Raw genomic sequence first — 14,110 nt, forward strand, 5'->3', positions numbered from 1 at the left:
CATGGCTGCGCTGGAAGCAGTGAAAAATGGCGCAATCGTCAAAGGCATTGTCCCGAATCAGTCCGTTGAGATCGTTTCCGTTGATTGGATTGGCGATCAGGCTCTGAACGTAGTTTACCGCGTGCCGGGCGGCTCGGTAGCCGAGACCACTTTGTACCGAGATGACGAATTCCGGCTGACAGTCGAAGAAGGCGGGCAGGCGTGGTCCCTTGATGCCGATGGCTCTCTGCTGCGACTTGTGACCGAAGCCAATCGCATCAAGTTGGCTCATTACTTCGACCCGTACCTTGCCATCCACACTAGCCTCGTTGATCCGCTTCCGCACCAGATCACGGCGGTTTATGGCGAGATGCTGCCGCGACAGCCTTTGCGCTTCCTTCTCGCAGATGACCCAGGCGCTGGCAAAACGATCATGGCTGGCCTGCTTATCAAAGAGCTGATTGCTCGCAGCGACCTTGAGCGATGCTTGATCGTAGCGCCGGGTAGCCTCGTCGAGCAGTGGCAAGATGAGCTCGGACAAAAGTTTGGGTTAGAGTTCGATATCCTCAGCCGGGACATGATCGAAACCTCCCGGTCTGGAAATGCCTTCAACGACCGTAATCGGCTCATCACTCGTTTGGACGTTCTGGCTCGCAACGAGGAGTTGCAGCAGAAGCTGATCAGCTCAAACGAGTGGGATTTGATCATCTGCGACGAAGCGCATCGCATGTCGGCGTCCTACTTCGGCGGCGATGTTAAGCTCACGAAGCGTTACCAGCTGGGGCAAAACCTCGGTCGCATTTGCCGCCACTTGCTGCTCATGTCGGCAACTCCGCACAATGGGAAGGAAGAGGACTTCCAACTCTTCATGGCGCTGCTCGACGGAGATCGGTTCGAAGGGCGGTTCCGCGATGGCGTGCATTACGCCGATACTGAAGACATGATGCGGAGGCTGACCAAGGAAGAGCTGCTTAAATTTGACGGCACTCCCCTATTCCCTGAACGCAAAGCCTACACGGTCAAATACGACCTCTCGCCAGACGAGGCAGCTCTCTACACGGCAGTGACGGAGTACGTCCGCACCGAGATGAACCGTGTCCAACGGTTTGCAGAATCAGATGGCAAGAAGCGCAACAATGTCGGTTTCGCGCTTCAAATCTTGCAGCGTCGATTGGCATCCTCGCCTGCTGCGATTTACCAATCCCTCAAGCGCCGTCGCGAGCGTCTGGAGAATGAGATTGCAGAAGCGCGGCTGGCTAAGAAGGGGCTGACTTCGCCTATCGGCAAGGTTGAGGTGAACGACGACATCGTCGGTAACATCGACGAGTACGGTCAAGACGAGATCGACGCATTCGAGGACACGATCTCGGCGGGCGCGACCTCTGCCCAGACCATTGAGCAGCTGGAACTTGAAGTCCAAACGCTTAAGGGCTTGGAGAGCATGGCCCTCAATGTCCTGCACTCCGGGCAAGATACGAAGTGGAGCCAGCTCAACCGCATTCTCGACGACGAACTCATGGTCGATCCTGACGGGCATCGCCGCAAGCTCATCATCTTCACCGAGCCAAAGGACACACTCCACTACCTGCTTGAGAAGGTTCGCGCTCGGCTAGGAAAGCCTGAGGCTGTCGATGTGATCCACGGCGGCGTGACCCGCGAGGAACGCCGCAAGGTCGTCGAACGTTTCATGCAAGACAAGGACATGCTGGTCCTCATCGCCAACGACGCGGCTGGCGAAGGCGTTAACTTGCAACGTGGCCACCTGATGGTGAACTACGATCTTCCTTGGAACCCTAACAAGATAGAACAGAGGTTTGGTCGTATCCATCGTATCGGCCAGACCGAGGTTTGCCATCTCTGGAACCTTGTCGCAGCGGATACCCGCGAAGGTGAGGTCTACGCCCGCCTTCTCGAAAAGCTTGAAGCTGCTCGGGAGGCTCTAGGTGGTCGAGTTTACGACGTATTGGGCGAGCTGTTCGAAGGCATCGCCCTGAAAGACCTACTGTTTGAAGCGATCCAGTATGGTGAGCAGGAAGAGGTTAAGGCCCGTCTGTTCCAAGCCGTCGATGGTGCAGTTGATCAGGACCACTTGCTTCGGTTACTTGAGCGCAGAGCACTGACCAATGACACGATGCCGCCGTCGCGAGTGCAAGAGCTGCGGATCGAAATGGAGCGAGCTGAAGCCCAGCGCCTTCAGCCCCACCATATCCAAAGCTTCTTCGTGGAAGCATTCCAGCACCTCGGCGGTCAGATCAAGCGCCGCGAGGAAGGGCGTTGGGAGATTACCCACGTTCCCGTCAGCATCCGAGAACGCGACAGGCAGATTGGCACTGAAGCGCCGATCCAAAAGAAATATGAACGCATCTGCTTTGAAAAGTCGCGGATCAATCAGCAGCCCGTAGCAGCCTTCGTCTGTCCCGGACATCCATTGCTGGAAGCGGTCATAAGCCTCATTCGTGAGCAATACGATCACCTGATGAAGCGCGGCGCAGTGATGGTCGACGACACCGACCCATCAGAGGAAATTTCGGCGCTGTTCCTGCTTGAGCACAGCGTTCAAGATGGCCGTCCGACGGCAACCGGACATGCCCATATCGTTTCCGAGAAGCTGCAATTTGCCGACATCAACAAGCAGGGGACGGCATCTAACGCGGGTATCGCGCCGCACCTCAATCTGAGAGCGGCCAAACCAGAGGAAATTGCTCTCGTCGAAGACCTGCTCAATGAACCTTGGCTGCGCAACGATCTGGAAAAGACGGCAGTGCATTTCGCCACTGTCGAGCTGGCCCAGAAGCATGTTGCGGAGGTCAAGGCCCGCCGTCTGCCCGAGATCGACAAGGTTCAAACTGAGGTTCAGGCCCGCCTCAAGAAGGAAATCAACTACTGGGATGCGCGAGCATTCGAGCTGAAACAGGAAGAGCGTGCCGGTAAGAAGGTGCGGCTCAGCTGGCAGAATGCTGAGCGGAGAGCGGAAGAGTTGGCGGAAAGGCTCAAGCGGCGCATGGTACTGCTAGAGCAAGAGCGTTTTATCTCGTCTCAGCCGCCACGGATTCGTGGTGGGATGGTCGTTATTCCTGCCGGTCTGCTTGCGGAACGTTTAGCAGAGAAGGGCAATGACCCGTCTAAGGGCAACATGTTTGCCGAAGACCCGCAAGCTCGAAAGATCATCGAAACCCTTGCGATGAATGCCGTCATGGATGCCGAACGTGCGCTGGGCAATTCTCCGCTGGATGTGTCTGCGCAGAAGGTCGGCTACGATATCCAGTCACTTGATCCCAAGGCAGGTCACTTGCGTTTCATCGAGGTGAAAGGTCGCATTGATGGGGCAGACACCGTCATGATCACCCGACAAGAGGTGATCACATCGCTGCACGAGCCGGAAAAGTTCATCCTCGCCATTGTGCAGATCGATAACGGATTTGCGCGAGAGCCTCGCTATCTCCCGGGCGCTCTCGATACCCGCGAACCACCATTCGATCAGAACGCTATCCAGTTTAACATCAATCGCCTGCTTGAGCGGGCTAAGGCACCAGCATGACCACGACCTATAAAAAGAAGCTCATCGAAGTCGCGATTCCGCTGGAAGCCATCAACGCTGCATCAGCACGTGAGAAATCCATTCGCCACGGCCATCCTTCGACGCTGCATTTGTGGTGGGCGCGGCGTCCCTTGGCAGCTTGTCGGGCGGTGCTATTTGCGCAGTTGGTGGATGACCCTTCTGCCCATCCTGAGCAGTTTCCGACGCATGAAGAACAGGAAGCCGAGCGTAAGCGGCTGTTCAAGATCATTGAGGACCTCGTAGTTTGGGAAAATTCCACCAACGAGGAGGTTTTGGAACGGGCCCGGGCTGAAATCCGCAAGAGCTGTGGTGGTGAATTGCCACCCGTGTATGACCCGTTTTCTGGGGGCTGCTCAATTCCACTCGAAGCGCAGCGGCTTGGCCTACCTGCTTATGGTTCTGACCTGAATCCCGTCGCCGTGATGATCGGGAAGGCGATGATCGAGATTCCGCCCAAGTTTAGAGACATGTCGCCGGTTCATCCTGGTGCGAAGGATAGACAGTTCTATCGTAACACCGAGGGGCTGGCGGAAGACATTAAATTCTATGGCGAGTGGATGCGTGAAAAAGCTTTTGACCGCATCGGGCATCTGTATCCGCCAGTTGACCTCGCTAGTGAATATGGTGGAGGTAAGGCGACAGTGATCGCTTGGATTTGGGCAAGGACAGTGCCTAGCCCTGACCCAGCATTCTCCGATGTGCAGGTGCCTATTGCATCCAGCTTTTTGCTCAGTTCAAAAGCTAAAAAAGAAGCGTGGATTGACCCGATTGTTGACCGACAAGCAAAATCAATTGTTTTCCGCATTCGTCAAGGCGGTACAAAGGCCGAAATTGCGGCGGCGAAGGAGGGGAATAAGGAAGGTCGCGGAGCCAATTTTCGCTGTTTGATGTCTGGCACTGCTATAACGCCAGATTACGTAAAGCGCATGGGACGAGATGGCCGGATGGGGCAAACGTTGCTTGCCATCGTAGCCGAGGGCAACCGTGGGCGAGCCTATATGGCACCTACTGCAGATCAGGAGGCAATTGCCTTTTCAGAGAAACCTAATTGGAAACCCGAAACAAGCCTTCCTGACGACCCTCGTAACTTTTGGACTGTGGATTATGGCTTGAAGACTTTTGGCGATCTTTTCACGGACAGGCAATTAGTAGCATTGAACACGTTTAGTGAACTGGTTCACGAAGTTCGCACGAAGATTGAAGCTGATGCTTTAGCAGCTGGTCGCTCCACAGATGTTGCACCGCTCCGGGACGGCGGGAAAGGTGCGAAAGCGTATGCTGAGGCAGTGAGCGTCTACTTAGCTTTTGCAGCAGACAAATGTACTGATTATTGGTCCTCGATATGCAGCTGGCATAGTTCAGGCGAAAAAATGCGTAACACCTTCGGTCGACAGGCCATTCCTATGACTTGGGATTATGCCGAAGCAAATCCATTTTGTTCGTCCTCTGGCAACTGGACTGCAATGAAGGATTGGGTCTGGAAGGTTGTTGCTGATTTCAATCCAGCACAAAACGGAACTGAGCGCCAAAGTGACGCTCAAACAGTCGATTATCCCCCGGAGGTAGTAATATCTACTGATCCTCCATACTATGACAACATTGGCTACGCCGATCTTTCCGACTTCTTTTTTTGCTGGCTAAAGCCGTCTGTAAAATCCGTTTATCCAGAAATTTTCGGGAGCATCACAACTCCAAAATCGGAAGAGCTTGTGGCCACTCCATACCGCCACGGAAGCAAAGATTCTGCAGAAGGTTTCTTTCTTGATGGCATGAGAAAAGCCATAACCAATATGGCACGACATTCATCAGATAAATTTCCAGCTACAATTTATTATGCTTTCAAGCAAAGTGAGGTTGAGAAAGAGGGTATTAGCTCTACTGGTTGGGCCACATTTCTGCAGGCCGTCGTTGAAGCAGGATATGCAGTTGTAGGCACTTGGCCAATGCGCACTGAAATGGCGAACAGGATGATCGCCTCGGGGACGAATGCTCTTGCTAATTCGGTTGTGCTAGTATGCCGGAAAAAGAAAGACACAGCGGAAATCGTCACTCGCGCCGAATTTATCCGCGCTTTGAAACGTGAACTTCCGCCAGCTATTGCCGAACTTCAAGCAGTCAACATCGCCCCTGCAGACATGCCCCAATCTGCCATTGGCCCCGGGATGGGTGTGTTCTCACGCTATAAGGCCGTTCTCGAATCTGATGACAGACCGATGACCGTGAAAACGGCCTTGCAGCTCATCAACCGAGAACTCATGGAATACCTTGACGGTGTGCAGGGCGAGTTTGACGCCGATACCCGTTTTGCCATCACGTGGTTTGAGCAGAACGGGTTGAATGCGGGCGATTATGGCACAGCCAATAACATCGCCACGGCTCGCGGCATCTCCGTCGAGAGTGTGAAGCACGCAGGTATCATAGAAAGCTCTGCGGGTAAGGTTCGTATTCTGAATCGTGAGGAGCTGGACCCTGACTGGCATCCCAACGAAGACAAGCACATCACGATCTGGGAATGCCTTCAGTACCTCGTGCAGTACCATGAGAACCAAGGTCTGTCCGATGCCACAGCGATCCTTCTGCAGCAGATCGGCGATAAGGCCGAGGCGGTGAAAGACCTTGCCTACTGCCTTTACGACATCTGCGCGAACAAGCGGAAGGATGCCAAGGAAGCTACGGCATACAACGCTTTGATTGCGGATTGGACCGAGCTGAGCCGTCTCGCTGCAACGGTGCATGACACCCGCGGTCGTACTCAGCTGCGCTTTGATGTTTGAGGGATAGGGAAGCATGGCCAAGAGCACCCGCCAGTACGTCTTTGAAGGCATGGAACTGCTGCCGGAGGCGCTGATTCCTTTCGTTGAGAAGCGCCTAGAGAATTCCATTAAGGGTCATTGGCAGCTTGAGGTCGTCCAGCGCATTCAAGGCCTGCGGCCCAACTCAAGTGGCGCTGTCGGTTGGGATCAGCAGGGCTTGCTGAAGACCATGATGGTGTTCTGGAAGGAAGCGTTTTCGGCGGTTCTCGGCCATCCTGAGCGGTCCTATGTGTCTGAACTTCTTGATGTGCGGAACAAGCTCTCGCACAACGAGACGTTCACTTACGACGATGCCGAGCGTGCACTCGATTCCATGCGTCGCCTCATGGAGGCAATCAGCGCAGGGGAAACTGCTGATCAACTCAGCAAAATGCGCGACACAATCCTGCGGACCAAGTTTTCCGAGCTTCAGCGCAATGAAGAACGGCGCAAGACCCAGCGTTATGACATTGCGGTGGATACGGTGGCTGGATTGCTGCCGTGGCGAGAGGTCGTCGAGCCACATCAGGACGTTGCGACAGGCGAATTCCAGCAGGCTGAGTTTGCCGCTGACCTTGCCAAGGTGCACCACGGCAGTGCGCCGTCTGAGTACCGCGATCCGAAGGAGTTCTTCTCGCGCACCTACCTGACCGAAGGCCTGAGTAGCCTGCTCGTCGGTGCTGCCAAGCGTTTGTCAGGCGGCGGCGGTGATCCGGTTGTCGAACTGCAAACCAACTTTGGCGGCGGCAAGACCCACTCGATGTTGGCACTGTATCACATGGCCAGTGGCATCAACGTCGATGACCTGTCCGGCTTGGATCAGCTCCTCCGGAACGAAGGCCTGACCGTTCCGTCCAAGATCAATCGGGCAGTGCTGGTTGGCACCTCGCGTGGTCCTCAAGACGTGATCCATCTCGAAGGTGGCCGCACGATCAATACCACTTGGGGTGAATTGGCGTACCAGCTCGGTGGCATCGAAGCCTTCGACATGATTGCCGAGCAGGATGCACGTGGCATCGCTCCGGGCTCTAACCAGCTTGAGGCAATCTTCCGCAAGTTTTCCCCGTCGCTGATCCTGATCGACGAATGGGTTGCTTACCTGCGCCAGATCTATCGAGTTGAAGGCCTCCCGTCTGGCTCGTTCGATGCAAACCTCAGCTTCGTGCAGTCGCTGACTGAGGCGGTGAAGGCCAGTCCCGGAACGCTGCTGGTGGCATCGCTTCCCGCCTCTCAGATCGAAGTGGGCGGCGAGGGCGGTCAAGAGGCCTTGGCTCGCCTCAAACAGACGTTCAGCCGCGTGGAATCTTCGTGGCGTCCAGCTTCGCAGGAAGAGAGCTACGAGATCGTTCGTCGGCGTCTGTTCAAGGAAGTACCGGGTGACAAGTTCCACCACCGGGACAATACGCTGAAGCAGTTCGCCAAGCTGTACCGCGATAGCTCGGACGATTTCCCGCAAGGGTGCTCGGACGAAGATTATCGGCGTAAGCTTGAGAAGGCCTACCCCATCCATCCCGAGCTGTTCGACCAGTTGTACATGAGCTGGGGCTCGCTCGAAAAATTCCAGAAAACTCGCGGTGTTCTGCGGCTCATGGCACAGGTGATCCACGAGCTATGGATCGGCAACGACCCCTCAGTTATGATCATGCCCGGCAGCGTCGCGATTAGCTCCGCCCGCGTTGAGCCCGAACTGCTACATTATCTCGACACTAGCTGGCAGGCGATCATCGCGGGCGACGTAGATGGCCAAGCCTCGACGCCGTACCGGATCGATCAGGCCGCACCGAACCTTGCGAAGTGCTCGGCAACCCGCCGCGTGGCCCGTGCTGTGTTCATGGGAACCGCGCCTACCGCCGGGCAAGAAAACAAGGGTGTAGACGACAAGCGCATCAACCTTGGCGTGGTGCAGCCGGGTGAAAAGCCTGCCATCTTCAGTGACGCCCTGCGCCGCCTGACTAACCAGGCTAAGTTCATGCACAGCGACCTTGGCCGGTATTGGTATTCCATGTCGGCCAGTCTCAATCGGATTGCTGCTGACAAGGCAGGTCAGATTGAAGAAGCTTTGGTCCTCGTTGAGATCGACAAGGCGCTTGCATCCTATATCAATGGCTTGGCTGATCGTGGCGACTTTGATGCGATACAGGTTGCCCCAAACAGCTCAGCTGATGTGCCGGATGAAGCAGGTGGGGTTCGCGCTGTGGTGCTTGGCGTGGCCCATCCTCATTCGGGTCGTGAGGGGTCCGCCGCACAGACAACCGCCAAGGATATCCTGACCACGAGAGGCAGCACGCCTCGCGTCTACCGAAATATGCTCGTTTTCCTTGCCGCTGAAGAGCGGCAGTTGGACAATCTCAAGCTTGCGATGCGCTCTTCTCTGGCGTGGTCGGAGATCGTGCGGGAGTCTGATCGCTACAATCTCATCCCAAGCGATGCTGCTCGCGCCAAGGCTAAGCTTTCGGAAGCAACTGACACCCTGAAGACCCGTCTCAAAGAGGCGTGGTGCTATCTGATCTATCCGTCGCAGGAGAGCGCCCAAGCGGACATCGAGTGGAACTCTGCCAAGGTTTCTGCGCAAGATGGATTGCTATCGAGGGCTAGTAAGAAGCTCGCTAGCGATGAAGGCTTAATGCCCGAGTTAGGTCCGTCGCGGCTCGACCGGGAGCTTCAAAAGTACATCTGGAACGGCAAGCCACACCTTGGGCTGGCCGACCTATGGGAGTACCTCAACCGCTACATTTACCTTCCGAGGGTCAAGAACCGCGCGGTGCTAACCAAGGCGGTCCAAACGGCGGTTAGTCAGATGGTGCCGGGGCCTTTTGCCTATGCAGAACGGTGGAATGAAACCGCAGGCTCCTATGATGGCCTTGTCATCTCCAGTGCGCCAAACGCTCAGATCGTAATTGACCGGGAGTCTGTCATCATCAAACCCGATGCAGCAGAGGCTGCTCGGGCGAAAGAGATACAGGATCGCGGTAATGTTGGTGGTGGTGACGGAACCGGACCGTTGCCGGGTCAGGGGCCGGTAGACACTGGTGGGGGTATAACGCCTCCGCAGCCTGTCCCGGAAAGCAGTCCGAAACGCTTCACGGGCACAGTGATGATCTCTCCCGAGCGACCGGCACGGGACATTCATCAGATTGTCGAAGCCATCGTCGAGCAACTGACCACAATCCAAGGTTGTGATGTATCTCTCAGGCTCGAAATCGATGCTGAGGCGCCAAATGGGTTTGACCGTGCAAAAGTGCGCACTTTGCTGGAAAATGCGACAACGCTCGGGTTCATCGACAAAAGCATTCGGTGATGTTCGATAGATGAAGGTTTTGCTCGACACCAACGTTTGGCGTTATCTCGCTGATTCTGGGCGGCAGAGCCTGCTGAATTCAGAAGCCAAGCGAGGCGGTTATAAGATTACCATATGTCCTGCGATCGTAAACGAGACGCTCAGGATCGGAGATGCAGGTCTAAGAAGAAGGGTAATTGAGCTTCAAACACGGCGTTGCTGGCATCGATTGATGCCAGATTCATATCTCGAGTTAGAAGACATGAAGCGCGAGATACAGAAGGTCCATCCTGATTGGATGTTGTCTAAGCCTGACAATTCTGGGTTTCGGAAGCTGTCGTACAATTGGTCGCGTGCTACAGGAGGTTGGTGGTCTTACGTCCGTGAGAACGTCGATATAAGTGCCTCGCGATTAAGGCCAAGAGATGATCTGGTTATCAACCAGGTGCGAGATCAATCTCGACAAATGCGCGATGCCGTCCTGCAGGCCAAAAAGCCTATGGTTGGCAATTGGCTCTCGAACCTTGAGGGTTCATGGGATGTCAATGGAGCGACCGTGCGGTTCGAAGGCTGGCGGGTATACGCTTACACTATTTGGAAGAACATGTTTTTGAGCGATGTAACGACCCGCCAGTGGATGGGATGCCACATCGATATCGACCGTATGCTTCATGGGAATCCAAGTGATTTCTTCAACTTCTGGCATCACGAAGCCACTGCAATCGCACTTCCCCGTGAGTGGCTTCGCGCCGCAATTTATGCCATGCAAGCAGATCGGAAGGTAACCGATGGCAATCCTCTGGACGCGACAATTGGCGTGCACCTCATGGATGTCGATCTGGTCGTTTCAGCCGATAGAAACTTCGTATCGATGATCAAACGCTGTCACGAGGAAGCGCCGTTCGTGACAGCTGATGCATTCTTAATCGGGGGTGGTGACGCGGGAATAGATCAGCTGTTTGAACTCTTATCAGAGGGTGCCAGAGCTAAGGTTTCTCACTGAAATCCTGATGTACGCCACAGGCAATGCTTAGTCATATGTGGGCTCTTTGAGCCACCCAAGAAAAATGGCATGGTGCCAAAGGTAACAAAGCACCATGCCATCAAAGTGGCCGCACGGAGGCAAAGACCGTGCAGCTAGGTTGTTATGTTATGGTTCAGTAGGCACGGTCCTCGTCACCGCTGTCGGGCAGCTTGCCATGGCGAGGTTCGCGAAGGGGTTAGAACAACTCGTCCCAATAGCGCCCGCTGTCGCCATCATCGAAGTCTTGAGAATGGCGCAGCCGGTTGAAGGTCGTGTCCTTGTACCGTTCCAGCGTGGCCATCTGACCCGACTTGAAAATCTCGTCGATCACCTCGACCGCAGAACCCTCGGGGCGACCATACTGAAACTTGTTGTCGATGGTCGCGATGTCGAAAAAGCGGTTTGCCGTTGCAATCGCCCAGCACAATGCACCGAGGTTGTGGTGTGCCAGCAGGACTTCGCTGAGCCGGTCACGGAAGAAGCTGCTCGTCAGCGAGCCGGTGACGCAATAGTCGCCCATGACCATCTTGTTGCCAATCGGGCTCGGCCACGGCCACGGCAGCGGACTACCAAGAAACCGCTTGTGCTCGGGAACATCGACAGCGCCCATGACCATCTTTCCCGGCTCGAACGTGGGCAGCGTCATCATCTGATTGAAGCGCAGGTTCCGCCACGGCGTGCTCGTATCGTACGAGATACGAATGTCGTAACCCGTGCGCTTCTTGAGAGTGCGCTGCAACGCCGTCAGCAGCACAGCGGTGTCGAGCTCATTCGTCCCCAGCACATGAATGTGGGTCGTGTGTTCCAGTTCACCATCATGCCACATGATGAGCAGGCGGCGACAAAGCTCGTAGAAATTGTGCCGCAGGCGGCCCGCAAACGCCCATCCCTCGAACTTGTACTGCTTCACAGTTTTGTACCAGATATCGGCTTCAGCAGGCGTGTTCCCTTGCAGCACATTCAGGAAGCGAACCTTTCCCGGCGTGCGATTGCGATGGAAATAGCGAAGGTGCTGCATCGTGGCAGACAGGCATTCGTCGGTCGACTTGAAACGGTACTTCGTAGGGTTCTTCACGACAGGGCCTGTCGGAACGTCCAGCGTCATCGAGATGTCGGCATTGGCCTCGATCCAGTCCAGAACCTTCTTGCGGTCACTGTCATCCTCAATCGGGAACTTATCGCTGGCAATCTGGTAGCCGCCGCTATCCGCGATCACCAAGGTGTTTTCGCGATCACGCTGCGAGATGATGCACGGCTTCTTCTGCTTCATCGCCTGACCCGCCGAGGTCATGACGTGCGAAATTCGGAACAGCTTGTTGGCAGGATCGAGGAAGTTGAGATCGGCTGCCGTCACTCCTTTGGGAAGAGCACGGCCCCAGTACGTTGCATTGATGATCCCATCATAGATCATCTGTGCGTGGGAAGGGCTCACAGATGGCACGTAGATGGCCTGATCTTTGGGCGTGATGTCGTTTTCAATGTGGTTTGCGTACCGGGGGAACGGCCATGCGGCATCGTTATGGATTTCACGGTCCATTTTAGGTCTCCAGAATTTGGGTAAATCAAGTTTTCAGGTTATGTTGGGATGCCGTCTGGCAGCATCCCAACAGGGTCAGTTCACGCCTAGATGAGGCAGGAAAGCACGGTCAGGCAACGATCCTTGAGCCCGCCCTTTTCATTCACAGTCGGCAGGTAGATTTCGTACTCACCGAACTTGTCCGACCAGCGCACCATCAGCAGGCCGTTGGGGTCAGCCTTCATGACAAAGCTGTCAGTGTTCTGTTCCGCCAGAAGCTTGAACAGGTCGGCAATGTCGCGGGGCCGAAGTGCCAGCGTGACCATCGGCTGCTCTTCTGCCTCAAGCGGCACACGATACGACTTATGCTTGGCGTGCTCGAAGCTCAGGCTGAGCCCGTTGTAGGACAGCGTGATGGGCAGGAAGGTCTTGTCCTCGTCCTTCTTCGCCTTCTGCCAATTTCCGATGTAAGCTTCATAGATGCTCTGCACCGCCGTCTTGCGCAGCTCAGTGGTGAACTTGGCATTGAAGCTTTCGATGCAGACAGGCTGGTGCTTCTCCTTGGACGCAATGGTCCAGCAGAAGCGAGGCTCCTTTTCGCACTGCTCCACTGCCTTCCCATTGGGCACGATCTGCCAGATCAGAGGCGCATCCTCAGTCCCGCCAATCGCCGTCATGCCGAACATGATGCGATCCCCGATGCTGCTGACCTGCTTGGCGAGATCCTTACCCGTCTTGGTGACAGTATCGTCTTCGCGGCGCTCCGTGGGCAGCATCAGGAACTGACCGGACGGGAACGTGCCGATGTCGATTTCGGGCTTCGGCCGGGCAATGATCACCGCCGAGGTATCGGTGTAGCGGGCGGAAACCTGCACGAAGGTGCCACGTTCGTCATCGCGCAGCACGTAAGTGCGAGCCACCTTGAGATGTTCACCAGAGCTGGTGCCGTCGGCAGTGTAGATGCTCTTCTTACCGTCGCGCACCATCGTGCCGATTTCGCAGACCTTGGCCGCAAACTCAGCAAACGGGTTGAGGCCGCCAAGCACGTCAGTGTCAACCTTAAGCACCAGCGACTTGGCTTCGTTGTCAGATGCTTCCAGTTCGCCGTAGATTGCGACCTGATCATCGACCTTGCGACCAATCAGGAACACATAGCCATCGCGAGCGAACTTGGGTGCGTAGCTCACGTTGGCAACGGGAGCGGCATGAGAGATTGCCTTGGTGATAGCCGAGACCTTCTCGTTGCGCTTGGCATCCGCTTCGGCGTCGCTGCCCCCCGACTTGGCATCATTATTGTTGGCGCTGTTGCTGCTTTCGGGAGCATTGCCACGGGCAATGTCGAGCGCAGCCTCAAATCCGCCTGCCTTCTTGAGCAGCGCAACAATTGCGTCTTCGGTCATGCTGTCGAGCTGGTCACGGCGCTGGTCAATGTATTCAAGCACCTTTGCATAACGCGAAACATTCGAGGCATCGGAAGCGCGGGCAAACTCGAACACGAACTTGACCACAATCGTGAACGGGCTTGCGCCGTCACGGGCCTCGGCCTTGACCTTCGCGGCCTTGTCCCAGTCTTCCTTGGAATAGCCGAGATAGTCCTTGAGCTTGGCGAATTCCTCAGCAGAAACGTCCTTGCCGTCGCTCGCGAGATAGGCAGCAACACGGGCTTCGAGATCGGGAAGGGCGTTATTGAAGCGGTCAACTTCGGCGTTGTAGTCGTCCACCTGCGAGGCAAACCATGCACGGGCAAACTCCTCAGCCTGCTCAGAGGCCGCAAAGTACCAGAGCAGGTAGCAGTTTGCGGCAGACTTCATTGCCGCAGACTTATAGTTTTTGTAGGCTTCCTGAGCCTTGGTGACAAAGGCGCCGAGTTTGGCAGCGTCAATGTTGGTTTCGAGGGTCTCGTTATACGTCAGCATTATCATGCACTCCTATGCAATGACGCACAGCTAAAATTGCTGGACGT

The 14,110-nt window shown here is 55.5% G+C and carries 6 protein-coding genes; 4 read left to right on the top strand and 2 right to left on the bottom strand.

Annotation, left to right across the window (positions count from 1 at the left end; all coding sequences use genetic code 11):
• The first annotated feature begins 1 nt into the window (after position 1).
• Genes D619_RS0104140 through D619_RS17785 form a run of 4 tightly spaced genes read left to right on the top strand, consistent with a single transcriptional unit; the run spans position 2 to position 10,610 of the window.
• Positions 2 to 3,517 (top strand): helicase-related protein, encoded by a 3,516-nt coding sequence (locus D619_RS0104140; RefSeq protein WP_017667306.1) that lies wholly within the window; start codon positions 2 to 4, stop codon positions 3,515 to 3,517.
• Positions 3,514 to 6,312, top strand: coding sequence for a DUF1156 domain-containing protein (locus tag D619_RS15520; RefSeq protein ID WP_033372891.1), 2,799 nt, complete (start codon positions 3,514 to 3,516; stop codon positions 6,310 to 6,312). The genes D619_RS0104140 and D619_RS15520 overlap by 4 nt, the downstream gene beginning before the upstream one ends.
• A 13-nt stretch (positions 6,313 to 6,325) precedes the next feature.
• Complete coding sequence (locus tag D619_RS0104150; protein WP_017667308.1) at positions 6,326 to 9,628, top strand: DUF499 domain-containing protein; 3,303 nt, start codon at positions 6,326 to 6,328, stop codon at positions 9,626 to 9,628.
• A gap of 10 nt (positions 9,629 to 9,638) precedes the next feature.
• Positions 9,639 to 10,610: a hypothetical protein gene (locus tag D619_RS17785; protein ID WP_152417294.1), complete on the top strand. Its 972-nt coding sequence runs from the start codon at positions 9,639 to 9,641 to the stop codon at positions 10,608 to 10,610.
• 217 nt (positions 10,611 to 10,827) lie between these two features.
• Here D619_RS17785 and D619_RS0104160 read toward each other — a convergent pair whose 3' ends face one another.
• The gene (locus D619_RS0104160) at positions 10,828 to 12,168 is read right to left on the bottom strand and encodes a hypothetical protein (protein WP_017667310.1); all 1,341 of its coding nucleotides are present in this window, start codon (positions 12,166 to 12,168) and stop codon (positions 10,828 to 10,830) included.
• A gap of 86 nt (positions 12,169 to 12,254) precedes the next feature.
• Entirely contained in the window at positions 12,255 to 14,063 is a 1,809-nt protein-coding gene (locus D619_RS0104165; protein WP_017667311.1) for a hypothetical protein, read from the bottom strand.
• Between the last annotated feature and the right edge of the window lie 47 nt (positions 14,064 to 14,110).

Source organism: Sandarakinorhabdus sp. AAP62 (genome assembly GCF_000331225.1).
Lineage (GTDB): Bacteria > Pseudomonadota > Alphaproteobacteria > Sphingomonadales > Sphingomonadaceae > Sandarakinorhabdus.